The sequence below is a fragment of the Robertmurraya korlensis genome, from assembly GCF_023715225.1.
In the GTDB taxonomy this organism is placed as follows: domain Bacteria; phylum Bacillota; class Bacilli; order Bacillales; family Cytobacillaceae; genus Robertmurraya_A.
The window spans coordinates 168,663-192,682 of record NZ_JAMBNS010000002.1 but is presented as its reverse complement, the minus strand read 5'-3'; the positions used below and the strand labels follow the sequence as shown (position 1 = coordinate 192,682).

The 24,020-nt window shown below is 38.8% G+C and carries 23 protein-coding genes; all 23 read left to right on the top strand.

The window, feature by feature from the left end; all coding sequences use genetic code 11:
- Positions 1–93: 93 nt before the first annotated feature.
- The gene (gene rimP, locus M3175_RS05365; RefSeq protein ID WP_251515658.1) at positions 94–564 is read left to right on the top strand and encodes a ribosome maturation factor RimP; all 471 of its coding nucleotides are present in this window, start codon (positions 94–96) and stop codon (positions 562–564) included.
- 56 nt (positions 565–620) lie between these two features.
- Complete coding sequence (gene nusA, locus M3175_RS05360) at positions 621–1,763, top strand: transcription termination factor NusA (RefSeq protein WP_251515656.1); 1,143 nt, start codon at positions 621–623, stop codon at positions 1,761–1,763.
- Between the two features lie 17 nt (positions 1,764–1,780).
- Positions 1,781–2,053 (top strand): RNase P modulator RnpM, encoded by a 273-nt coding sequence (gene rnpM / locus M3175_RS05355; RefSeq protein WP_251515654.1) that lies wholly within the window; start codon positions 1,781–1,783, stop codon positions 2,051–2,053.
- Positions 2,054–2,061: 8 nt separating this feature from the next.
- A complete protein-coding gene (locus tag M3175_RS05350) occupies positions 2,062–2,364 on the top strand; it encodes a YlxQ family RNA-binding protein (protein WP_119707577.1) in 303 nt (100 codons plus the stop codon).
- A 19-nt stretch (positions 2,365–2,383) separates the two neighbouring features.
- Complete coding sequence (gene infB, locus M3175_RS05345; RefSeq protein ID WP_251515652.1) at positions 2,384–4,597, top strand: translation initiation factor IF-2; 2,214 nt, start codon at positions 2,384–2,386, stop codon at positions 4,595–4,597.
- Complete coding sequence (locus M3175_RS05340; protein ID WP_119707579.1) at positions 4,594–4,875, top strand: DUF503 domain-containing protein; 282 nt, start codon at positions 4,594–4,596, stop codon at positions 4,873–4,875. Before infB ends, M3175_RS05340 begins: the two co-directional genes overlap by 4 nt.
- Positions 4,876–5,010: 135 nt before the next feature.
- The gene (gene rbfA, locus M3175_RS05335) at positions 5,011–5,382 is read left to right on the top strand and encodes a 30S ribosome-binding factor RbfA (RefSeq protein WP_066053396.1); all 372 of its coding nucleotides are present in this window, start codon (positions 5,011–5,013) and stop codon (positions 5,380–5,382) included.
- A 61-nt stretch (positions 5,383–5,443) separates the two neighbouring features.
- The gene (gene truB / locus M3175_RS05330) at positions 5,444–6,361 is read left to right on the top strand and encodes a tRNA pseudouridine(55) synthase TruB (protein ID WP_251515650.1); all 918 of its coding nucleotides are present in this window, start codon (positions 5,444–5,446) and stop codon (positions 6,359–6,361) included.
- 25 nt (positions 6,362–6,386) lie between these two features.
- Positions 6,387–7,352, top strand: a complete 966-nt coding sequence (ribF, locus tag M3175_RS05325; RefSeq protein WP_251515648.1) for a bifunctional riboflavin kinase/FAD synthetase — start codon at positions 6,387–6,389, stop codon at positions 7,350–7,352.
- 104 nt (positions 7,353–7,456) lie between these two features.
- Positions 7,457–7,726 carry a 30S ribosomal protein S15 gene (gene rpsO / locus M3175_RS05320; protein WP_119707582.1) on the top strand — a complete coding sequence of 90 codons (270 nt, stop codon included), beginning with the start codon at positions 7,457–7,459 and terminating at the stop codon, positions 7,724–7,726.
- A gap of 201 nt (positions 7,727–7,927) precedes the next feature.
- On the top strand, positions 7,928–10,048 hold the full coding sequence (gene pnp, locus M3175_RS05315) for a polyribonucleotide nucleotidyltransferase (protein WP_251515646.1): 2,121 nt from the start codon (positions 7,928–7,930) through the stop codon (positions 10,046–10,048).
- Between the two features lie 163 nt (positions 10,049–10,211).
- Positions 10,212–11,183, top strand: coding sequence for a polysaccharide deacetylase family protein (locus M3175_RS05310; RefSeq protein WP_251515644.1), 972 nt, complete (start codon positions 10,212–10,214; stop codon positions 11,181–11,183).
- Between the two features lie 65 nt (positions 11,184–11,248).
- The gene (locus M3175_RS05305) at positions 11,249–12,484 is read left to right on the top strand and encodes a M16 family metallopeptidase (protein ID WP_251515642.1); all 1,236 of its coding nucleotides are present in this window, start codon (positions 11,249–11,251) and stop codon (positions 12,482–12,484) included.
- Between the two features lie 113 nt (positions 12,485–12,597).
- On the top strand, positions 12,598–12,837 hold the full coding sequence (locus tag M3175_RS05300; RefSeq protein ID WP_066053414.1) for a YlmC/YmxH family sporulation protein: 240 nt from the start codon (positions 12,598–12,600) through the stop codon (positions 12,835–12,837).
- A 143-nt stretch (positions 12,838–12,980) separates the two neighbouring features.
- On the top strand, positions 12,981–13,877 hold the full coding sequence (dpaA, locus tag M3175_RS05295; protein ID WP_251515640.1) for a dipicolinic acid synthetase subunit A: 897 nt from the start codon (positions 12,981–12,983) through the stop codon (positions 13,875–13,877).
- Between the two features lies 1 nt (position 13,878).
- Complete coding sequence (dpaB, locus tag M3175_RS05290) at positions 13,879–14,478, top strand: dipicolinate synthase subunit B (protein WP_251515638.1); 600 nt, start codon at positions 13,879–13,881, stop codon at positions 14,476–14,478.
- Positions 14,479–14,742: 264 nt separating this feature from the next.
- The gene (gene asd / locus M3175_RS05285) at positions 14,743–15,795 is read left to right on the top strand and encodes an aspartate-semialdehyde dehydrogenase (RefSeq protein ID WP_251515636.1); all 1,053 of its coding nucleotides are present in this window, start codon (positions 14,743–14,745) and stop codon (positions 15,793–15,795) included.
- Positions 15,796–15,827: 32 nt separating this feature from the next.
- Entirely contained in the window at positions 15,828–17,048 is a 1,221-nt protein-coding gene (gene dapG / locus M3175_RS05280; RefSeq protein ID WP_251515634.1) for an aspartate kinase, read from the top strand.
- 40 nt (positions 17,049–17,088) lie between these two features.
- Positions 17,089–17,955 carry a 4-hydroxy-tetrahydrodipicolinate synthase gene (gene dapA / locus M3175_RS05275; protein WP_251515632.1) on the top strand — a complete coding sequence of 289 codons (867 nt, stop codon included), beginning with the start codon at positions 17,089–17,091 and terminating at the stop codon, positions 17,953–17,955.
- Between the two features lie 216 nt (positions 17,956–18,171).
- Positions 18,172–19,839: a ribonuclease J gene (locus M3175_RS05270; RefSeq protein WP_251515630.1), complete on the top strand. Its 1,668-nt coding sequence runs from the start codon at positions 18,172–18,174 to the stop codon at positions 19,837–19,839.
- Between the two features lie 536 nt (positions 19,840–20,375).
- Positions 20,376–21,131, top strand: a complete 756-nt coding sequence (locus tag M3175_RS05265; RefSeq protein ID WP_251516263.1) for a ClpP family protease — start codon at positions 20,376–20,378, stop codon at positions 21,129–21,131.
- The gene (locus tag M3175_RS05260) at positions 21,128–21,340 is read left to right on the top strand and encodes a YlzJ-like family protein (protein ID WP_251515628.1); all 213 of its coding nucleotides are present in this window, start codon (positions 21,128–21,130) and stop codon (positions 21,338–21,340) included. The genes M3175_RS05265 and M3175_RS05260 overlap by 4 nt, the downstream gene beginning before the upstream one ends.
- Positions 21,341–21,492: 152 nt before the next feature.
- Positions 21,493–23,832 (top strand): DNA translocase FtsK, encoded by a 2,340-nt coding sequence (locus M3175_RS05255; RefSeq protein ID WP_251515626.1) that lies wholly within the window; start codon positions 21,493–21,495, stop codon positions 23,830–23,832.
- Positions 23,833–24,020 lie beyond the last annotated feature (188 nt).

Here is a 24,020-nt window from a genome sequence, read left to right as displayed (position 1 = left end):
CGTTTACAAGAGTGGGGACTTCCCCGCTCTTTCGTGTTGTATGGGACTCTATTTTAGGAGATTAGCTACTTTAGGTTGGTTAGGAGGAATAAAATGAGCAAGGTAATTGAAGTAGTTGAACAAATCGTAGAACCAATTGTTAATGACCTCAACCTTGAACTAGTTGATATTGAATATGTGAAGGAAGGAAAAAGCTGGTTTCTTCGCGTATTTATAGATAAAGAGCAAGGCATTGACATTGAAGAGTGTGGAATGGTAAGTGAAAAATTAAGCGAAAAGCTTGATGAGCTAGATCCTATTCCTTATAACTATTTCCTTGAAGTTTCTTCTCCTGGTGCAGAGCGTCCATTGAAGAAGCAAAAGGATTATGAAAAAGCGGTCGGGAAAAATGTACATATTAAGACGTACGAGCCTATCGATGGTGAAAAAATATTTGAAGGTGTGTTAACGAACTATACGGGAGACAACCTAACAGTTGAAGTGAAGATTAAGACGAGAAAGAGAACGATTGAAATACCTATTGAAAAGGTTGCGAGTGCTCGCCTAGCGGTGACTTTCTCATAATTCATATAACAAATTTACATGAGAGACATTTAGAGTGTTAAAGGGGGACCATTTTCATGAGCAGTGAACTATTAGATGCTCTTATTTTGCTTGAAAAGGAAAAAGGAATTTCACGAGATGTGATTATTGATGCAATTGAAGCAGCGCTAATCTCTGCCTATCGTAGAAATTTCAATCAAGCACAAAACGTTCGTATCGATCTAAATTTAGGTGTTGGTACGATGCGTGTTTTTGCTCGTAAAGAAGTCGTTGATGAAGTTTTCGATCCAAGACTAGAAATTTCTTTAGAGGAAGCAAGAAGAATCAATCCAAATTACATGATTGAAGATGTGGTAGAGCTTGAGGTAACTCCAAAGGATTTTGGACGCATTGCGGCACAAACAGCTAAGCAAGTGGTAACGCAACGAGTTCGTGAAGCAGAAAGAGGAATTATTTACTCTGAATTTATCGATCGTGAAGAAGATATTATGACTGGTATCGTCCAGCGTTTAGACTCAAAGTTCATTTATGTGAGCTTAGGGAAAATTGAAGCGATTCTTCCAGCAAACGAACAAATGCCGAACGAGCGTTATAAGCCGCATGATCGAATTAAGGTGTTTATTACGAAGGTAGAAAAAACTACCAAAGGTCCACAAATCTTTGTTTCAAGAACACATCCTGGTCTTTTAAAGAGACTATTTGAGATTGAAGTTCCAGAAATATATGATGGAACAGTTGAAATTAAATCTGTTTCTCGTGAAGCGGGTGACCGCTCAAAAATCTCTGTTCACTCTGATAATCCAGAAGTGGATCCAGTAGGAGCATGTGTAGGTCCAAAAGGTGCTCGTGTTCAAGCAATTGTCAATGAGTTAAAGGGAGAAAAGATCGATATTGTTAAATGGTCGGATGATCCTTTTGTATTTGTAGCAAATGCACTTAGTCCATCTAAAGTACTTGATGTAATTGTCAATGAAGAAGAGAAGGCAACAACAGTAGTTGTTCCAGATTATCAACTGTCACTCGCGATTGGAAAAAGAGGCCAAAATGCTCGTTTAGCGGCTAAGTTGACAGGTTGGAAAATTGATATTAAATCAGAAACAGATGCTCGAGAAGCTGGTATTTTCCCTCGTGAAGAAGGAATTCTATCGTTCGATGATGAAGAGGAAGATGCTCACGCAGATACAGATTTACATTTAGAGTACGTAGAAGAGCAGGAGTAAGAAAGGGGTGGATGATGGTGAACACGAATAGGAAAGTTCCATTAAGAAAATGTGTTGCTACCGGAGAAATGCGACCGAAGAAAGAACTTGTTCGCATCGTTCGCTCGAAGGAAGGCGAGGTCTCCATCGACTTAACCGGTAAAAAGTCGGGTCGAGGTGCCTACCTTACGAAAGAAAAAGAAGCTATTCTTTTAGCGAAGAAAAAGAATATATTATCGAATCAATTGCAAGTTCAAGTAACCGATTCTGTGTATGAAGAATTATTGGAGCTTGTTGAGAAGGAGAATTGACAATCCGAATGAAGCAAAACCAATGGATGTCATTGCTTGGCTTAGCCAATCGAGCGCGTAAAGTGATTTCTGGGGAAGAACTCTCTATTAAGGAAGTTCGTAGCAATAAAGCGAAACTAGTTTTGCTTTCAGCAGATGCATCCCAAAACACACAGAAAAAAGTGACAGATAAATGCAAATCCTATAACATTCCTTGTAAAATAGTTGAGAACCGCTTTTTACTCGGTCAAGCGATCGGAAAAGAAGCCCGTGTAGTCGTGGCCGTTCTAGATGAAGGATTTGCCAAGAAGCTAAAAACGTTGCTCGATTAATTCTAGCGGGGGTGTAAACATGAGTAAAATGCGAGTGTATGAATATGCAAAAAAACATAATGTTTCGAGTAAAGAACTCATTACAAAATTAAAAGATATGAATATCGAGGTTTCTAACCATATGACAATGATTGAAGATGATACTGTTAAAAAGCTAGATGAACAATATGCTAATGGTGGTAAAGGAGAAAAGAAAGAAGCTCCAAAGCAGACACAAGCACAACAACAACAAAAGCCTGTTGCAACTCAAGTACAGCAAAAAACAAAGGCTAGTGCTTTTGATGAGGACGACGACCGTAATGTAGCTCCTTCAAAAGTAAAAGTTAAAACAGGTCCAAAGGTAGTTCAAGGAAAAAAAGGTACCCAAGATAACCAATCAAAAGAAACAAAAGCTTTTAATGGTAAAAAAGGGAAAAACCAACAAAAGGGTCGTGTACAGCACCAGTCACAGCCACCACAGCCTCCTAAAAAGAAAGAATTACCTGCAAAAATCACCTTTACAGAATCACTTACAGTGGCTGAATTAGCTAAAAAGCTTCACCGTGAACCATCTGAAATCATAAAGAAATTATTCTTATTAGGTGTTATGGCTACCATTAACCAATCACTTGATAAGGATGCAATCGAACTAATTGCATCTGAGTATGGTGTGGAAGTTGAAGAAGAAATTAAGATCGATGTTACTGATCTTGAAGTATACTTCACAGAAGATAATGAAGCGGAGTTAGTTGAAAGACCTTCTGTTGTGACCATTATGGGTCACGTTGACCACGGAAAAACAACTTTGCTTGATTCCATCCGTAACACTAAGGTTACAGCTGGGGAAGCAGGCGGTATTACTCAGCATATCGGTGCTTACCAAGTAGAAGAAAATGGTAAGAAAATTACGTTCCTTGATACACCAGGTCACGCTGCTTTCACAACAATGCGTGCGCGTGGAGCAAAAATTACGGATATTACGATTTTAGTAGTTGCAGCAGATGACGGGGTTATGCCACAGACAATCGAAGCGATTAACCACGCAAAAGCTGCTGAGGTTCCGATTATTGTTGCTGTAAACAAAATGGATAAAGAAAGTGCAAACCCTGATCGTGTTATGCAGGAGTTAACAGAATATGGTTTAGTTCCTGAAGCATGGGGTGGAGACACTATTTTCGTTCCGCTGTCAGCCTTAAAGGGTGAAGGAATCGACAATTTATTAGAAATGATTCTTCTTGTTGGAGAAGTAGAAGAATATAAAGCAAATCCAAATCGTAAGGCAATTGGAACAGTAATCGAAGCACAACTCGATAAAGGTAGAGGATCTGTTGCTACACTTCTAGTTCAAAACGGTACATTACGAATTGGAGATCCAATCGTAGTAGGTACAACCTTTGGACGTGTTCGTGCAATGGTTAATGACCTTGGTCGTCGTGTGAAAGAAGCTGGTCCTTCTACTCCTGTGGAGATTACAGGTTTAAATGATGTACCGCTTGCAGGTGATCGCTTTGTAGTGTTTGAGGATGAAAAGACTGCTCGTCAAGTCGGTGAAGCACGTTCACAGCTTGCTATCCAAGCATCTCGTTCAGAAAAGACACGTGTAAGTCTTGATAACTTATTTGAACATATGAAGCAAGGTGAAATGAAGGATATTAACCTTATTGTGAAAGCTGACGTTCAAGGTTCGGTTGAAGCACTTGCTGCTGCACTTCAAAAGATTGAAGTTGAGGGTATAAATGTAAAAATCATCCACACTGGTGTTGGTGCTATCAATGAATCAGATATTACTTTAGCAGCTGCATCAAATGCGATTGTTATTGGATTTAACGTACGCCCAGATAATAATGCGAAGCGCGCTGCAGAAGCGGAAGAAGTAGATGTTCGCTTGCACCGTATCATTTACAAAGTAATTGAAGAAATTGAAGCAGCGATGAAAGGGATGCTTGATCCTGAATTCGAAGAAAAGATCACTGGGCAAGCTGAAGTTCGTCAAACATTCAAAGTATCTAAAGTTGGTACGATTGCTGGATCTTATGTAACGGATGGAAAAATCGCACGTGGCAGTGGAATTCGTGTCATTCGTGATGGAATTGTTGTTTTTGAAGGTGAAATCGACGCCCTTAAGCGTTTCAAGGATGATGCTAAGGAAGTATCTCAAGGGTATGAGTGTGGAATTACCATCAAAAACTATAATGATGTAAAAGAAGGGGACGTAATCGAAGCCTTCGTTATGCAAGAAGTGGAACGTAAATGATCATTGGCTTAGCCGCCTGTGAATGCCTCATTTATGATGCCCATTCTTTAAAAGACAAAAGAGCAGTTCTTCAACGAATTATCACGAGACTCCGACAACGATACAATCTGTCTGTAGCAGAGGTTGATTATCAAGATACATGGCAGCGTACCAAAATTGCTATTGTTTCGGTAGCATCCTCCAAAGTTGCCGTTGAAAGAGAACTGCAGCATGCATTAAAGTTAATTGATTCATTTCCAGAAATCGAACGCACAATAACGGACTTGGAATGGATATAATAACATAAACGAGGGGGAATTCACTCCTCCTCATATGCATGAGTAACATGCATAAAACAAATAGATAAATCGTTCCCTATTGACAGTGCTTATTTATCAGCATTGTTTTCTAAGGATGACAAAGAGGTGACTACCATGAGCCTTAGATCTAATCGAGTTGGAGAACAGATGAAGAAAGAACTTGGGGAAATTATTGGACGAAAAATAAAGGACCCACGTATTGGCTTTGTGACTGTTACAGACGTACAAGTAACAGGTGATCTTCAACAAGCAAAGGTGTTTATTTCTGTGTTAGGTGATGACCTTCAAAGAGAGAATACACTGAAGGGGTTAGCTAAAGCAAAAGGATTTATCCGTTCGGAAATCGGGCAGAGAATTCGTCTAAGAAAGACTCCTGAAATTACATTTGAATTCGATGAATCGATTGACTATGGAAATCGTATTGAAAATCTTCTGTATCAGATTAAGGAAGAGACGAAAGAAGAACAGACCGAACGAGAAGATTGATCAAAGAGGATAGACATCATGTCTATCCTTTTTTTCTAATTGAAGACCAGGAGGATCAAAAATGGAAGGGATTTTGCCATTATTTAAGCCTAAAGGTATGACATCTCACGATTGTGTCTTTAAGCTTAGAAAAATACTGCGAATGAAGCGGATAGGACATACGGGTACACTTGACCCAGAGGTTGATGGAGTTTTACCGATTTGCCTTGGGAGAGCTACAAAGGTGGCTGAATACATAACAGATGCAGGAAAAGTATACGAAGGGGAAGTAACGCTTGGCTTTTCTACAACAACCGAAGATGCGACGGGTGAAGTGGTTGAAAAAAAAGTCATTGAAACTTCGATTACTCGCGAGCAGGTGAAAGCTGTGTTATTGGAACTAACAGGTGAGATTTCTCAAACCCCACCTATGTACTCAGCGGTCAAGGTAAATGGAAAACGTTTGTATGAGTATGCAAGAAAAGGAATTGAAGTGGAACGTCCTACAAGACAGGTGACAATCTATTCGATAGAGCTTTTAGATGACCGTGAAGTGTTTGAAGGAGAAACCATTACCTTTAAATTTCGTGTTGCTTGTAGCAAGGGAACATATATTAGGACATTAGCTGTTATGATTGGAGAACGATTAGGTTACCCTGCTCATATGTCTGACTTAAGACGCACCGAGTCAGCGTCATTTTCTCTTGATGACTGTAAGACACTATCAGAAGTAGAGGAAATGGTATATAACGGAACGATATTAAACGCTTTATATCCCATTGAAAGAGCACTTATTCATTTGCCGAAATATCAAATAAATGATAAATTAGTTGAGAAAGTGAAAAATGGAGCTGTTCTCGAAATACCTGAAATATTAAAAGATATTAAACAACCCATAGTTCTTGAAACGATGGATCATAAAGCGCTAGCTATATACATGCACCATCCTCATAAGCCTAATCTAATGAAGCCAACAAAGGTACTACATATAGAGAATTAGGTTGGTAAAGAAAGGGAGAAAGCTTGTGGAAGTTTTAAATATTACACATCCTCATCAATTCTCAAAGGATATGTTTCAACCAATGGTCGTTGCTCTTGGTTATTTTGATGGGGTACATCTAGGACATAAGAGAGTAATCGATACGGCTTCGGAAATAGCCAAGGAAAAGGGAATAAAAAGTGCTGTAATGACATTTACTCCGCATCCATCAGTTGTACTTAAAAAGGTAGAAAAGGTGGAGTATATTACACCGTTAGAAGAAAAGATCAAAATTATTTCTGAACAACAGGTTGATTACTTATTTGTTGTCAATTTTACAAACGAATTTGCTAACCTACTGCCACAGGAGTTTGTTGACCAATATTTAATCGAACTAGGTGCTGTTCACGTTGTCGCTGGCTTTGATTATTCTTACGGAAAGCTTGGTAAAGGTACGATGGAAACTCTACAGTTTCACTCAAGACAAGCATTTACCTTTACGGTTGTTCCGAAGCTCGAAAGCCATGATGAAAAAATAAGTTCAACTTTAATCAGAAATCATATTAAAAATGGTCAACTAGATACTCTTCCAGAGTTACTCGGCCGTTATTATACAACGATGGGAATAGTTGTTCACGGTGACAAAAGAGGAAGAACGATTGGTTTCCCGACAGCAAATATTGACTTAAATGAGGAGTATATTTTGCCGCCACTAGGTGTTCACGCTGTACGAATGCATGTAAATGGAAAATGGTACGAAGGTGTGTGCAACATCGGGTTTAAACCGACTTTTAATAAGGAAAAATCGAATAGGCCAAGTGTCGAAGTTCATATTTTTGACTTTGATGATCAAATATATGGAGAGTATGTAACGATAGAGTGGCATAAATACCTTCGTTCCGAACAGAAATTTACTGGAATTGATGAACTTGTGGCGCAAATCGAGCGAGATAAACAAAATTCAATGCTTTACTTTGAAAATTGCAAGACAAAGCCTTGCAATTTGTCATAAAAAAGTGTATTCTAAGAAACGTACGAAATGAACCTTTGCTTGGCTAGTCGAGTCACCGACGCTGGCTCAGTAACAGGGGATTGAAATAATAGGAGGTGAAACGGATGGCAATCACTAAAGAACGTAAAAATGAACTTATTAATGAGTACAAAACTCATGAAAGCGACACTGGATCTCCAGAAGTTCAAATCGCTGTCCTTACTGAGGAAATCAACAACTTAAATGAACACTTACGTACTCATAAGAAGGACCACCACTCACGTCGCGGTCTTTTAAAAATGGTAGGTAGACGTCGTAACTTATTAACATACCTTCGTAACAAGGATGTTACTCGTTACCGTGAATTAATCACGAAGCTTGGCTTACGTCGCTAATCTTTAAAGCGGGATTCTTTCCCGCTTTTTTGTTAGCAATAAATTTCTATTAATAAGCTTTTTAAGGATTCATAATTATGTACATACTATAGAATATTCGCCTATATTCTTATATTTGTTCTCCAATACGGGATAGAACAATTTATATACATGCAATTACACGTTAACATACCAAAGATAATTGGTAGAGAGGGGTAAAAAATGGGACAAGACAAGAAAATCTATTCAATAGATTGGGCTGGTCGTAAGCTTTCTGTGGAAATTGGACAGCTTGCAAAACAAGCAAACGGCGCAGTGCTCGTTCGCTATGGCGATACAGCAGTACTTAGTACGGCTACAGCATCGAAGGAACCAAAGAAACTCGATTTCTTTCCATTAACAGTAAACTATGAGGAGCGTCTATACGCGGTAGGGAAAATTCCTGGTGGATTTATTAAACGTGAAGGACGTCCGAGTGAAAAAGCAATACTAGCTAGCCGCTTAATTGACAGACCGATTCGTCCATTGTTTGCGGATGGATTCCGTAATGAAGTGCAAGTAGTTAGTATGGTAATGAGTGTGGATCAAGACTGTTCATCTGAAATGGCAGCTATGTTTGGTTCATCTCTGGCACTTTCTGTTTCAGATATTCCTTTTGAAGGACCAATTGCAGGTGTAACCGTTGGCCGCATTGATGGTCAATTTGTTATCAATCCTTCTGTTGCAGAAACAGAAAAGAGCGATATGCACTTAGTTGTTGCTGGAACAAAAGATGCCATTAACATGGTTGAAGCTGGTGCAGAAGAAGTACCAGAAGAAACAATGCTTGAAGCGATTATGTTTGGACATGAAGAAATCAAAAGATTAATCGCATTCCAAGAAGAAATTGCAGCTGAAATCGGGAAAGAAAAGACAGAGGTTGTTTTATATCAACTTGATGCCGATCTTGAAGCGGAAATTCGTGGAATGTGTGAAGCGGATATGATTAAAGCCATTCAAGTTCAAGAAAAGCACGCTCGTGAAGATGCTATCCGTGCCGTTAAGGATACGGTTATTGCAAAATACGAGGAAGAAGAAGCAGAAGACGAAGATTTAAAACAAGTAAAACAAATTTTAGATAAGATGGTTAAAGGCGAGGTTCGTCGTTTAATTACTGAAGAAAAGGTTAGACCTGATGGCCGTAATCCAGAGGAGATTCGTCCACTATCATCAGAGATTGATCTACTCCCTCGTACACATGGTTCTGGTCTGTTCACACGTGGACAAACTCAAGCATTGAGTATTTGTACACTTGGGGCTTTAGGAGATGTACAAATCCTAGATGGACTAGGAATCGAAGAAGAGAAGCGTTTCATGCACCACTATAACTTCCCTAATTTCTCTGTTGGAGAAACGGGGCCTATGCGTGGACCTGGACGTCGTGAAATTGGACATGGTGCGTTAGGTGAGCGTGCATTAGAACCGATTATTCCTTCTGAAAAGGATTTCCCATACACAATTCGACTCGTATCAGAAGTTTTAGAATCAAACGGTTCTACTTCCCAAGCAAGTATTTGTGCAAGTACCTTGGCAATGATGGACGCTGGAGTTCCAATTAAAGCACCAGTAGCTGGTATTGCGATGGGTCTTGTGAAATCTGGTGAGCATTACACAATTCTTACTGATATTCAAGGTATGGAAGACCATCTGGGCGATATGGACTTTAAAGTGGCTGGTACGTCAAAAGGTGTAACAGCATTACAAATGGATATAAAAATCGAAGGTTTATCAAGACAAATTCTTGAAGAAGCATTGCAGCAAGCTAAGGTAGGTCGTATGCAAATTCTTGATTCCATGCTTGCGACGATTTCAACTCCGAAAGAGCAGCTATCTAAATACGCACCAAAGATTATTACAATCTATATCAATCCTGATAAGATTCGTGATGTTATTGGACCAAGTGGAAAGCAAATCAATAAGATTATTGAAGAAACTGGCGTAAAAATTGATATTGAGCAAGATGGTACAGTCTTCATCTCATCTACTAATGAAGAAATGAACCAAAAAGCTAAGAAAATCATTGAAGACATCGTTCGTGAAGTTGAAGTTGGACAAATGTATTTAGGGAAAGTAAAACGAATTGAGAAATTCGGAGCATTTGTTGAGCTATTTAGCGGAAAAGATGGGTTAGTTCACATTTCTGAACTTGCTGAAGAAAGAGTAGGCAAAGTAGAAGATGTGGTAGCAATTGGTGATGAAATCCTAGTAAAAGTTATGGAAATTGATAAGCAAGGTCGTGTAAACTTGTCACGAAAAGTCGTTCTTAAAGAACAACGTGAACAAAAAGAACAGGCCCAAAATTAAAGAATGACAATGAAAAGCCAGGTCTTTCTCCCTGGTTTTTTTTATACATTTTATTGGTATCGCTTACATTCGGTTGGTTTCTAGTACATAGAAAGAATTGTCGTTCGCTTGTTCTACCTTGTCCTTTCTTCACATATTGTACAAGTGAAGGAGGAGAGAGAGAATGAAAAGACTAATTACTTTTCTTATTATTGGTATGCTTTCTATTACATTAGTTAACAATCCACTTACGGATGGATACGTAAGTGGATTAAAGGTGATAAATATTCCTGTTTCAGGTCAAAAAAATGCCCTGTTTATGGAGATTGAAGAAGTAGCAAAGGAATACGAAAAACCAGCTCAAGATGCAAAGATTGACCCTGTTTGGAAGGCCATCCCTGGATATAATGGCTTAAAAGTCGACATTTCTGCTAGTTATGCTAAGATGAAAAAGGACGGGAAATTCGATGCAGCCAAACTCGTATACATACAGACAACACCAGCAGTTCATTTAAAGGATTTACCCCCGACAGCCATTTATAAAGGCCACCCTGATAAGCCAATGGTTTCATTTATTATAAATGTTGCATGGGGAAATGAGTACCTTGGACCAATTTTGGAAACGTTAAAAAAGAATAATGTTCATGCAAGCTTTTTTCTTGAAGGAAGATGGGTAAAAGAAAATCCAGAGCTTGCAAAAATGATTGTTGAGGCCGGTCATGAAGTTGGTAACCATTCTTATACTCATCCAGATATGAAGCAAATTTCTTCAGCTAAAATTCGAGAAGAAATTGTAAAAACAAACGAAGTGATCAAAGCGACAACAGGAGAGGAAGTTGTATGGCTTGCTCCTCCAAGCGGAAGTTATCGTGAAGAAGTAGTGAAAATCGCATCAGAGTATAAGCTTGGAACAGTCATGTGGAGCGTGGATACAATTGACTGGCAAAAGCCAACACCACAGCAACTAATCAATCGTGTCATGGGTAAAGTGCATAAAGGAGCTATGATTCTCATGCATCCAACCGATTCAACGGCAAAAGCTCTTGATGAGCTTATTAAACGAATTAAGGTTGAAAAATATGAAATTAATACGGTGTCTGAGTTATTGAGTGAAGAAAGAATTATGAAGAAATCGGTATTAAATGAGCAAGAATAATTAATAGTCACACCAGAAAACGAATAATAATCGTAGCAGTACGTTGTAGAACAGGAGGAGTTCATGTGATAAAGAGATATACATGCCAAAATGGGGTTAGAATTGTTCTAGAAAATATCCCTACGGTTCGTTCCGTCGCAATCGGAGTTTGGATTGGAACTGGCTCTCGAAATGAAACACCAGAAAATAACGGAATTTCGCATTTTCTTGAGCATATGTTTTTTAAAGGTACAAAAACAAGGACTGCTAGGGAAATTGCAGAAAGTTTCGATAGCATTGGTGGACAAGTGAACGCCTTTACATCCAAGGAATATACTTGCTATTATGCGAAGGTTCTCGATACCCATGCTAGCTTTGCACTTGATGTATTATCAGATATGTTTTTCCACTCAACATTTGTTGCTGAGGAATTAGATAAAGAAAAAAATGTGGTCTATGAAGAAATTAAAATGTATGATGACACACCAGATGATATCGTTCACGATCTTTTGAGTAAAGCGATTTATGAAAGCCATTCTCTTGGGTTTCCGATACTAGGAACAGAGGATACATTAGCAACCTTTACAGGAGATACGCTAAAGCAATATATGCATGATACATACACTCCGGAAAATGTGGTCATATCCGTTGCAGGAAATATTTCTGAAGCATTTATTCAAGAAGTGGAGAAGTTGTTTGGGTCATATGAGGCAGGAAAATCGAATAATCAATTTGAAAAGCCTCAGTTTCATACAAACACACTTTCAAGAAAGAAAGAAACAGAGCAGGCCCATCTATGTATTGGATTTGAAGGGTTACAGGTTGGAGATGAGGAAATTTATAACCTAATTACTCTAAATAATATTCTAGGTGGTAGCATGAGTAGTAGATTGTTCCAAGAGGTTCGTGAACAGCGTGGTCTTGCATATTCAGTGTACTCTTATCATTCTTCGTTCCAAGATTCGGGAGTAATTACGATTTATGGTGGTACTGGTGCAAAACAATTGGATGTATTATTTGATACGATCCAAGAAACCTTGGCAAAACTAAAGGCTGAAGGTATTACAGATAAGGAACTTCGAAATAGTAAGGAACAGCTAAAGGGTAGCTTAATGCTTAGTCTCGAAAGCACCAATAGTCGAATGAGCCGAAACGGGAAGAATGAGCTTCTATTAGGAAGACATCGCACGCTTGATGAAATTGTTGAGCAGATTGATGCCGTTTCAAAAGATGGTGTAGATGCTATGGCTAATAAGATTTTCAATGACAAGTATTCGGTGTCCTTGATTAGTCCAGACGGAGTTCTTCCAAAAAATATATAGTTTTTAAAGCCTGAGATATTTGCTCGGGCTTTTTTGCTATTTTCTTTTATTCCTACGTATATATTTAGCTTCCCTATACTAGGATATAGAGAGGACAAAAGGGGGAGATGAAATTGAGACTAAGTGAATTGAGCGGGAAGGAAATTGTAGATGTCAAAAAAGCAGAAAGACTTGGCATACTTGGTCAGACTGATTTAGAGATAAACGAAAGCAACGGGCAAATACAGGCTCTTTTAATCCCCTCGGTCAAATGGTTTGGTTTTAAAAGGCAAGGTGGAGAGGTTAGAGTTCCATGGAAGCATATAAAGACAATTGGGACGGATATGATAATCATTGATATTCAAGAGGAGTAAAGAACTGTGCGTAGGCATCAGTTCTTTTTTTATTTAGGCTTTTTTCCTAGGAAAACTCACCGATTAAGGGGTAAATACATAGTATGTTGGAGTAATGCAGTAAGATTTGGATTTGGATTATTTAAAAAGAAGGTGAGTGTTTCATGCTAACAGGGATGCAAATAGCAGTCATAGGCGGAGACGCAAGACAGCTCGAAATCGTCCGGAAGCTAACAGAGCTCGATGCGAAGCTCTCTTTGATTGGCTTTGAGCAACTCGACCATGCCTTTACTGGTGCAGTAAAGGAGAAATTGGATGAAGTAGTATTTTCAGATATAGATGCGATCATTTTGCCGGTAGCTGGAACAAATACGGAAGGTCAAGTAGAAACGATCTTCTCGAATGAAAAGGTAGTTTTAACTGTAGAACACTTAGAGCAAACACCAGAACATTGTACGATTTATTCCGGAATTTCCAATGCATACTTGAATAAAATTACGGGTGACTCCAAACGAAGACTCGTGAAATTGTTCGAACGGGACGATGTTGCTATATATAATTCCATACCGACAGTAGAAGGTACGATTATGATGGCAATTCAGCACACCGACTTTACTATACATGGATCAACGATTATGGTGCTTGGCTTAGGAAGAGTAGGGATGAGTGTGGCACGCACATTCTCTGCTTTAGGAGCAAAAGTGAAAGTGGGAGCGAGAAAGGGAGAGCATATTGCTCGAATCACTGAAATGGCTTTAACACCATTTCACCTTGACGAATTATCGCAACAGGTAAAGGATGTTGATATCTGTATCAATACGATTCCTGATTTAGTCGTTACGGCTTCCGTTATCTCAAGAATGCCTACTCATACACTGATCATTGATTTAGCATCAAAGCCTGGTGGAACCGACTTTCGATATGCTGAAAAAAGGGGAATAAAAGCTCTTTTGGCCCCAGGACTTCCAGGCATCGTTGCTCCAAAAACAGCAGGACAAATTTTAGCAAACGTTCTTTCTCAACTGCTGTTAGATGATATGCAATCAAGAAAGGGGAAGTAACATGAGCTTAAAAGGAAAAAAAATCGGCTTCGGTTTAACGGGTTCTCACTGTACGTATGATGCTGTATATCCAGAAATCGAGAATCTTATCAATGCTGGTGCAGAGGTATTACCAGTAGTAACAAACACTGTGAAAAATACAACTACTCGCTTTGGAAAAGGTGAGGATTGGATTGAAAGAATTGAAAAATTAACTGGAAATAAAGTGATTGATTCGATTGTTGGTGCAGAGCCACTAGGACCAAAGATTCCATTAGACTGCATGATCATCGCTCCATTAACTGGAAATTCTATGAGTAAATTTGCTAATGCGATGACTGATTCTCCGGTGTTAATGGCTGCTAAAGCGACGTTGCGAAATGGGAAACCAGTAGTATTAGGGATTTCGACAAATGATGCTCTTGGATTAAATGGAGTTAATTTGATGAGATTAATGGCGACAAAAAATATATATTTTATTCCGTATGGTCAAGATGACCCAGTTAAAAAACCAAATTCATTAGTCGCGCGTATGACCATGCTATCTGATACAGTGGAGGCTGCTCTTTCGGGCCGACAAATTCAACCAGTACTCGTTGAAAGGTATAAAGATGCACAATAGACAGTAGAGGTAATATGCCCTCATCCAACTCTAGCAATAGACTAAAAGCCGTGTTATAAGGAAAAATAGATTCCTTTACACGGCTTAAATAAAAAATGTACTTCATTAATGCATGAATATGTTAAAATAGATGTTATTATATAGCCATGGAACAGAATGGCGGTACAAAGGACATTTATTACATGTTGATGTTTTTAATAATGCGATAAATGTTTTACTAGAATTCATATCGATCATTAGAGATACTGGAAGGGGAATAACGAAATGGCATTATCAGAAAAAGGATTTCATGTAGCTGTTGTGGGAGCAACAGGAGCAGTAGGTCAACAAATGATTCAAACTCTTGAAAATAGAGACTTCCCAATCTCAAAATTAACGTTATTATCATCACCACGTTCAGCAGGGAGTAAAGTCCTTTTTAAAGGTGTTGAATATACAGTTCAAGTAGCAAAGCCAGAGAGCTTTGAAGGGGTCGATATTGCGTTATTTAGTGCAGGTGGAAGCGTATCACTTGAACTAGCACCAGAAGCGGTTAAGCATGGTGCTATTGTTGTGGATAACACAAGCGCATTCCGTATGGATGAAAATGTTCCACTTGTAGTACCTGAAGTTAATGAAATGGACTTACATGAACATAAAGGAATTATTGCTAATCCGAATTGTTCTACGATCCAAATGGTCGTAGCATTAGAACCGATTCGTAAGCACTATGGATTAAATAAAATTATCGTTTCTACGTATCAAGCAGTTTCTGGATCTGGTGCGGCTGCGGTGGAAGAGTTGTACGAGCAAACAAAAGCAATCGTAGCTAATGAAAGTTACGAACCAAAAATCCTGCCCGTAAAATCTGATAAAAAGCATTATCAAATTGCTTTTAATGCCATTCCGCAAATTGATAAGTTTCAAGAAAACGGATTTACGTATGAAGAGATGAAAATGATCAATGAAACAAAGAAAATTATGCACTTACCAGAAATTCAAGTGGCAGCTACGTGCGTTCGTCTCCCAGTTGCAACAGGTCACTCTGAGTCACTGTTTGTTGAAGTAGAGCAAGCGGGTGTAACGGCACAGGAAGTGAAGAACTTACTTGAGGATGCACCAGGAGTCGTGCTTCAAGATGACCCGGAAAACCAACTATATCCAATGCCTGCAAATTGTGTTGGTAAAAATGATGTTTTTGTTGGCCGTATTCGTAAGGATTTGGACAATGAAAAAGGCTTCCATATGTGGGTGGTTTCAGATAATCTCCTTAAAGGAGCTGCGTGGAACTCTGTCCAAATCGCAGAAAGTTTAGTGAAGTTAGGTATTGTAAAATAGAAATTTAAAGCTGTATAACTAGAGGTGTAACAATGAGAATGATTGTTCAAAAATTCGGTGGCACTTCAGTAAAAGATGAAAAAAGTCGAAATCTTGCAATTGGACATATTAAAAATGCATTAGCTGAAGGGTTTAAAGTGGTGGTCGTTGTATCCGCTATGGGTAGAAAAGGCGATCCATATGCAACTGACACTCTGCTTTCCCTTATCGGCGGTGCACAAAGTCTAATTTCTAAACGTGAACAAGACTTATTACTGTCTTGTGGGGAAGCCATTTCGAGTGTGGTATTCTCTAACTTACTGCTTGAGGCAGGTGTTAACGCAACTTCGTTAACGGGTGCGCAAGCAGGTTTTCTAACTACTGATGACCATACAAATGCGAAGATTATTAAGATGAATTGTGAGCGTGTTATTGAAGAACTGGGGCAATACGATGTAGTGGTTGTTGCAGGCTTTCAAGGAGCCGCTCAAAATGGTGACACTACTACGATAGGACGTGGAGGAAGTGACACGTCAGCTGCTGCACTCGGAGCAGCTTTAAAAGCAGAGGTTATCGACATATTTACAGATGTTGAAGGAATTATGACAGCAGACCCTAGAATTGCTGAAAATGCTAGACCACTTTCGGTTGTAACGTATACAGAAGTATGTAATATGGCGTATCAAGGTGCGAAAGTCATTCACCCAAGAGCGGTTGAAATTGCCATGCAAGCGAAGGTGCCTATTCGAATTCGTTCTACCTATTCGGATGGAGAAGGAACGCTTGTTACTTCTACTTCGAATGATCATCGCGGAAGTGATATAAAGGAACGGACAGTAACTGGAATTGCCCATCTGTCACCTGTCACGCAAATAAAAGTGATTGCTAAAAAAGGTCAATATAATCTTCAAGCTGAAGTGTTTAAATCAATGGCCAATGAGAAGATTAGTGTTGATTTTATTAACATCTCACCTAATGGCGTGGTTTACACCGTATCCAGTGAAATGACCGATAAGGCACTTACCGTTTTACGTGATTTAGGTCATGAGCCTGAGTTTGAGAAAGATTGTGCAAAGGTATCTGTTGTGGGTGCAGGTATCGCAGGAGTTCCGGGAGTTACCTCAAAAATTGTATCAGCCCTTTCTGAAAATGGAATTCGCATCCTTCAATCGGCTGATAGTCATACAACGATATGGGTTCTTGTTAAGGAAGATGATCTAGTAACAGCCGTTAATTCGTTGCATGATGCCTTTAACCTTGATGAAGAGAACTAAAGATTTTTTCTAAGTGGATTAGATTTAAAGGAGTGGCAATATGGTTTTATTTGGTCGAGTCTCTACGGCGATGGTTACGCCTTTTGATAGCAAAGGGCATATTGATTTTGCAAAAACAACATTATTAATTAATCACTTGATTGAAAACGGTTCGGATTCACTAGTGATTGCAGGAACAACTGGTGAATCTCCAACGTTATCGAAGGAAGAAAAAATTGCATTATTTCAACATGTGGTAAAGGTTGTAGATAAGCGTGTTCCTGTTATTGCAGGAACAGGAAGCAATAACACATATGCAACCATTGAGCTAACAAAAAAAGCAGAAGAAATTGGCGTAGACGCTGTGATGATCGTTGCTCCTTATTACAATAAACCAAATCAAGAAGGATTGTTTCAGCACTTTAAGGCAGTTGCTGAGGCAACAACTCTTCCTGTTATGGTGTATAATATCCCAGGTAGATCTGTTGTCAATATCTTACCAGAGACAATCATTCGTTTATCTAAAATCGATAATATTGTAGCGGTTAAAGAGGCAAGTGGTAATCTAAATGCCATGACGGCAATTATTGCAGGTACAGATGATGACTTCTTGTTATACAGTGGGGATGATGGATTAACGATTCCAGTTCTTTCTATCGGCGGAGTAGGGATTGTTTCAGTAGCTTCGCATGTGATTGGGAATGAGATGCAAGAAATGGTGTCAGCCTTCGTAAATGGAGATATTCTAGGGGCTGCAAAGAAGCATCAACAGCTCCTCCCATTAATGGAAGGATTGTTTAAAGCACCGAGTCCCGCTCCGGTTAAAACAGCTCTCCAAATTAAAGGTCTTGATGTGGGGTCTGTGAGACTTCCTCTAGTACCATTGAATGAACAAGAGCGAGCACAGATTATCACGTTATTTCGCTAATATATGAAATCAATCAGGTCAACCCTTGTTGTGTGGGTTGGCCTTTTATTATGTGGGAATCTGACCGTATTTGGCGAAGTAGATGATGTAAATACAGATTTATCCACTTCGTAACCAAACAAGTTCAATTTTGGTTGTAAAGGATTTCATCATTCAAGTATAATAATCATAACTGATCTTGGGTCGGATGAAATGACAGCATAGGAGGATTCTACTTTGAATAAGAGAAAGAATGAAAGTATTAAGCTTGTGGCTCTGGGGGGAGTCGGGGAATTCGGGAAAAACATGTATGTGGTGGACGTGGACGGTGACTTATTTGTTTTAGACGCAGGATTAATGTTTCCTGAAAATGAAATGCTAGGAATTGATATTGTTATTCCAGATATTACATATTTAATTCAAAACAAAGATCGAGTGAAAGCTATTTTTCTAACGCATGGACATGAGGATCATATTGGGGCATTATCTTATACATTAAGAGAGTTACATGTTCCTGTATATGGAACGAAGCTGACGCTTGCACTTGCAAAAGCAAAGTTGGACGAGCAAGAATTCAGAGGAAAAACGGATTTCCGAATCGTTACTTCAAATTCCGTTGTGAATTTTGAAACGTGTGAAGTATCTTTCTTTAAAACCAATCATAGTATCCCTGATTCTGTTGGTATTTGTGTTCATACATCTGAAGGAGCCATTGTATATACTGGAGACTTTAAATTTGACCAGGCAGCGACTGAACTTTATAAACCTGAAATTGGAAAAATGGCCCAAATTGGGGAAGAAGGGGTTCTTTGCCTACTATCTGATAGTACGGAAGCGGAAAAACCTGGCTATACTCCTTCTGAATCAATTGTTGTAAGGGAAATGTCTGATGCTTTTTATAATGCAAAAGGAAGAATCATTGCAGCATCATTTGCATCTGACATTAATCGTATTCAACATGTGTTTGATGCAGCATATGAAAGCAGAAGAAAGATTGCTGTAGTAGGAAAAAGCCTGGAGAAGATCTTTCATATTGCCTTGGATTTAAATTATTTGCAAGTTCATGACGAGCTAATTATTCCGATTGAAGAAATTGATAACTATCCCGATGATGAAATTGTTGTGTTAACAACTGGAACACAGGGTGAACCGATTGAAGCCCTTCAAAAAATGGCAAAACAGATACACCGACAAGTAAATATCAAAAAAGGCGACACGGTTCTTATTGCTGCCTCTCCTCTTAGAGGGAGTGAAGTGTTTATTTATAAAACCATTGATATGTTGTACCGCGCAGGCGCACATGTGATCTCCGGAAAGAGAATTGTGAATACCTCTAGCCATGGTAGCCAGGAAGAGCTGAAGTTTATGATCAACTTAATGAGCCCTAAACTGTTTATTCCTGTACATGGGGAATATCGAATGCTAAAGGCTCATAGCAAAGTGGCTGCTCAATGTGGGATTACAACGGATCGTATTTTCATTCCTGAAAGAGGAGAAGTATTAGAAATAAAAAATGAGCGATTTAAACCTGCTGGAAAAGTACCTGCTGGCAATGTCCTTATCGATGGCAGTGGTGTAGGAGATGTTGGTAACATCGTCCTGAGGGATAGACGTTTATTATCTCAGGATGGAATTTTAATCGTTGTTGTTACACTAAGCAGAGCGGAAAAGAAAATCACTGCTGGTCCAGAAATAATATCACGTGGTTTTGTTTATGTGAGAGAGTCAGAAAAGCTGATGGAAGAATCCACACAGCTGGTTAGAAGTATTGTTGAAAGAAATACAACAAGAGAATCATTTGATTGGGGAACGATGAAGCAAAGTATGAGAGATGAACTAAATCAATTTTTATATGATAAAACCAAACGTCGTCCGATGATTCTACCAATTATTATGGAAATATAAGATGAAAAATCCTAAAGGGTACTGTTTTCGAGTACTATATAATTAAAAAAAACAAGAAAAGACGTATGATTTGGACATACGTCTTTTCGATTTTCAAGAGATTCCGGTTGGGGAACAGGTTAAGTACCCGAGCTGATAAATAGACGGAGAAATTCCGCTTAATTAGTAATTTTTATTAAAAAACGCTTAAATAGGCGGAGGGATTCCGCCTATTGGCTCGAAAAATTCGAAAATAGGCGATTTTACTTTGCATAAGCGGAAAAACTCCCCTTATTTCAGTCAAACGAGGCTTCATTTTGCAGCTAACCGGAAATTCTCCGCTTATCATACTTTTAACCGATAAGGACAAAACATCTTACTTAAAAAGGAGTGAGTTTCTTCTCAAAAATCCAAGAAACCCTCATTTTGATGCTTAAAGCTCTTCAAAACGGAACTCTTTAGAAAAATTCGTGAGCTTTTCTCAAATTTCCATTTTTCGCATGAAAAATCATCGTGGGTTTCATACTAACGATATCATGTCTGAAGGGAGATTTGGTATGGAACCAATTAAATATAATAAACCGGATGATGGAGGGGGGAACGAACAAGAAACCCCAAAAGAAGAAAAACCATCAAGTTTAATCGAAAAAATTCAACAGCTAGGACAAACGAATGTCCCGCAGTTAGCACAGGATTCAAAAATACACTGCTTAACGATTGTCGGACAGATTGAAGGACATATGACCCTTCCACCGCAAAACAAAACGACGAAATACGAGCATCTCATTCCACAACTTGTAGCCATTGAGCAAAACCCTAAGATCGAGGGTCTGCTTGTGGTACTTAATACGGTAGGTGGGGATGTGGAAGCAGGGTTAGCAATCTCTGAGATGCTGGCCTCTCTGTCTAAGCCAACTGTGTCCATTGTGTTGGGTGGTGGCCACTCTATTGGGGTACCGATCGCGGTTTCTTGTGATTACTCATATATTGCAGAGACAGCAACAATGACGATACATCCAATCCGTTTGACCGGTTTATTTATCGGGGTGCCTCAAACATTTGAGTATTTAGATAAGATGCAGGATCGAGTCGTGACTTTTGTGACAAAGCACTCTAAGATTACTGAAGAGAAGTTTAAAGAATTAATGTTTGAAAAAGGTAACCTTACAAGAGATATCGGTACAAATGTAGTGGGTACGGATGCTGTAAAATACGGGTTAATTGATGAAGTTGGCGGGATTGGTCAAGCAATGAAAAAGTTAAATGAACTGATTGCGATTTCTAGTGAAGGAACAGAGGGGATGGTTCAATGATCCTTTATACACTCACACCACCAGAAATGATTTTTACGAATGACAATCAGGAAGTTTCTCAGCAGAAAATGTATCATCTTGATGGAATTCCCTTATTAGTTGAATCTGACGCAGAAGGTGCTTATCGAGTAGTTCGTGTGATGAGTAGTGACCCGGCTCATTATTTAGATGAAAGATGTACACCTGGAGCAAAAATATCTTTCTTGTAAAGCGTGTCTTTCCGGATGGATAAGATATGCTATAATAAAGTGGTATCAGGTAGGCAGCCAACTGAGGCTGCTTTTCTTGTCTTTATTAAAGGGTTTAGTACATAAAACAAACGACTAAGATAGTAGTAATAATTCAACAGTAAGGTGATAAAATGGCAAAGAAAAAAAGAAGACAAACAAGAAGCAAGGATGGTTTTAAGCGAACGGTTAAATTCGAACTCATTGGACTTATACTAATTGCATTGGCGACTATTTCCATTGCCAGACTTGGTGCGGTTGGACATACAGTTGTTATGTTCTTTCGCTTCTTTTCAGGCGAATGGTTTATGGTAAATTTAATTAGTTTAGCTGTTATTGGTGCGTATTTTATGTGGAAACGTGAAATTCCGTCCTTTTTCCAAAGTAAATTGATAGGGATGTATTTTATTGTTTCGGCTCTATTACTTCTAAGCCATGTGACATTGTTTGAACTTCTTGCAAACGATGGAAGAACAGAAAGCCCAAGTGTAATAAAAAATACTTTCGAGCTTTATTGGATGGAAGTAAGAGGTGAAACAAGTACAACCGATTTAGGCGGGGGAATGATTGGTGCTCTTTTATTTGCCATGTCCTATTATTTGTTCGCGGAGGCAGGAACCAAAATTATTGCTGCTCTATTTTTTATAATTGGATTCATTTTGTTGACAGGTAGAACATTAGGTGAGCCGCTAGGTAAAGCCATCATTGCATTTGGTCAGTTTTTAAGGAAGCAGCTTCATGCTTTTGGAGAGGATATGAAAACTTGGAGAAAAGAACGTACAGAAAAGTCCAAGAAAAAGAGGGAAGAAAAACGAAAAGAAATTGAAAAAAAGGAACAAGAAGAGAGAGTCATTCCTATTTCTAGTGCAATGACACCTCCAGAAGAAGAAAGAGTCATTGAACCTATTATTTCTAGCTTCACAGAGAGAGCTTATACTGAAACACCAGTAGAACAATCGGTAAAAAAGGGGAAGGTACAGTCACAAATGGAAGACGATAGTGTACCGCCAATTACCTTTACGGAAGTTGAAAATAAAGATTATGAACTGCCGCCAATTCATTTGCTAAAAGCACCTCGTCATACCGATCAAAGTGGTGAATATGAACTAATACATGCGAATGCAGCTAAGCTTGAACGCACGTTCTTAAGCTTTGGAGTAAAAGCAAAAGTAACACAAGTTCATCTAGGTCCAGCGGTTACAAAGTATGAAGTTCATCCAGATGTAGGTGTGAAAGTAAGTAAAATTGTTAATTTAAGTGATGATTTAGCACTTGCATTAGCAGCAAAGGATATCCGTATGGAAGCACCGATCCCTGGCAAATCGGCGATTGGAATTGAAGTGCCTAATTCAGAGGTGGCAATGGTATCGTTGCGTGAAGTTTTAGAGTCAAAGAAGAACGATCGACCAGAATCAAAGCTTATGATTGGACTTGGTCGTGATATTACGGGCGAAGCAGTTTTAGCTGAATTAAACAAAATGCCTCACTTACTTGTTGCTGGTGCAACCGGAAGTGGTAAGAGTGTATGTATTAATGGGATTATTACTAGTATTTTAATGAGAGCCAAACCACATGAAGTGAAATTAATGATGATTGACCCAAAGATGGTTGAACTGAATGTTTATAATGGAGTCCCGCATCTTTTAGCACCTGTTGTTACAGACCCAAAAAAGGCATCCCAAGCATTAAAAAAAGTAGTTAGTGAGATGGAAAGAAGATATGAGCTCTTTTCTCATACAGGAACACGTAATATTGAAGGATATAATGATTATATTCGACGAATCAATTTGGAGGAAGCATCGAAACAACCACTTCTTCCGTATATTGTTGTTATTGTGGACGAGCTTGCTGATTTAATGATGGTGGCTTCATCAGATGTGGAAGATGCTATTACAAGATTAGCTCAAATGGCTCGTGCGGCGGGTATTCACTTAATTATTGCAACTCAGCGTCCATCTGTAGATGTTATTACTGGTGTGATAAAAGCTAATATTCCGTCAAGAATTGCTTTTGCCGTTTCCTCTCAAATCGACTCTCGGACAATTTTGGATTCCGGAGGGGCCGAAAAACTGCTGGGCCGTGGGGATATGCTCTTTATGCCGGTAGGTGCGTCAAAGCCTATTCGTGTACAAGGTGCTTTTTTATCGGACGAAGAAGTAGAAGAGATAGTCGATTTTGTTATTGGTCAACAAAAGGCACAATATCAACAGGAAATGATTCCAGATGATATACCTGAGCCTACATCTGAAGTGGATGATGATTTATATGATGACGCTGTTGATCTCATTTTAGAGATGCAAACAGCCTCCGTCTCTATGCTACAACGAAGATTTCGTATTGGTTATTCTCGTGCAGCACGTCTTATTGATGAAATGGAGCTAAGAGGAGTTGTTGGACCGTACGAAGGAAGTAAACCGCGTACAGTATTAATGACGAAGCCAGCTGAGGATTCCTCAGTGGGAAAAATAGACTAGGAAGGGCGATTCATATCGCCTTTCTAATTAGAACATATTGGAAACGTTTTCAATATGTTTAGTGTAGCATAATTTAACGTAAAGTACAGTAAGGTGAACGTGTAAAATAAGTTAACACGTTTTTTCGACAAAATTTATAAACACTATTTATTTATACCTAAAAAAGTGTTATAGTATTTTCGATTAGT

Coding starts and splice junctions, on each gene's coding strand:
- rbfA (WP_066053396.1), top strand. CDS start 5,011: ATGAGCCTTAGATCTAATCGAGTTGGAGAACAGATGAAGAAAGAACTT.
- truB (WP_251515650.1), top strand. CDS start 5,444: ATGGAAGGGATTTTGCCATTATTTAAGCCTAAAGGTATGACATCTCAC.
- dpaB (WP_251515638.1), top strand. CDS start 13,879: ATGAGCTTAAAAGGAAAAAAAATCGGCTTCGGTTTAACGGGTTCTCAC.
- dapG (WP_251515634.1), top strand. CDS start 15,828: ATGAGAATGATTGTTCAAAAATTCGGTGGCACTTCAGTAAAAGATGAA.
- infB (WP_251515652.1), top strand. CDS start 2,384: ATGAGTAAAATGCGAGTGTATGAATATGCAAAAAAACATAATGTTTCG.
- nusA (WP_251515656.1), top strand. CDS start 621: ATGAGCAGTGAACTATTAGATGCTCTTATTTTGCTTGAAAAGGAAAAA.
- dpaA (WP_251515640.1), top strand. CDS start 12,981: ATGCTAACAGGGATGCAAATAGCAGTCATAGGCGGAGACGCAAGACAG.
- asd (WP_251515636.1), top strand. CDS start 14,743: ATGGCATTATCAGAAAAAGGATTTCATGTAGCTGTTGTGGGAGCAACA.
- M3175_RS05350 (WP_119707577.1), top strand. CDS start 2,062: ATGAAGCAAAACCAATGGATGTCATTGCTTGGCTTAGCCAATCGAGCG.
- pnp (WP_251515646.1), top strand. CDS start 7,928: ATGGGACAAGACAAGAAAATCTATTCAATAGATTGGGCTGGTCGTAAG.
- M3175_RS05340 (WP_119707579.1), top strand. CDS start 4,594: ATGATCATTGGCTTAGCCGCCTGTGAATGCCTCATTTATGATGCCCAT.
- rpsO (WP_119707582.1), top strand. CDS start 7,457: ATGGCAATCACTAAAGAACGTAAAAATGAACTTATTAATGAGTACAAA.
- M3175_RS05310 (WP_251515644.1), top strand. CDS start 10,212: ATGAAAAGACTAATTACTTTTCTTATTATTGGTATGCTTTCTATTACA.
- rimP (WP_251515658.1), top strand. CDS start 94: ATGAGCAAGGTAATTGAAGTAGTTGAACAAATCGTAGAACCAATTGTT.
- M3175_RS05255 (WP_251515626.1), top strand. CDS start 21,493: ATGGCAAAGAAAAAAAGAAGACAAACAAGAAGCAAGGATGGTTTTAAG.
- M3175_RS05260 (WP_251515628.1), top strand. CDS start 21,128: ATGATCCTTTATACACTCACACCACCAGAAATGATTTTTACGAATGAC.
- M3175_RS05265 (WP_251516263.1), top strand. CDS start 20,376: ATGGAACCAATTAAATATAATAAACCGGATGATGGAGGGGGGAACGAA.
- dapA (WP_251515632.1), top strand. CDS start 17,089: ATGGTTTTATTTGGTCGAGTCTCTACGGCGATGGTTACGCCTTTTGAT.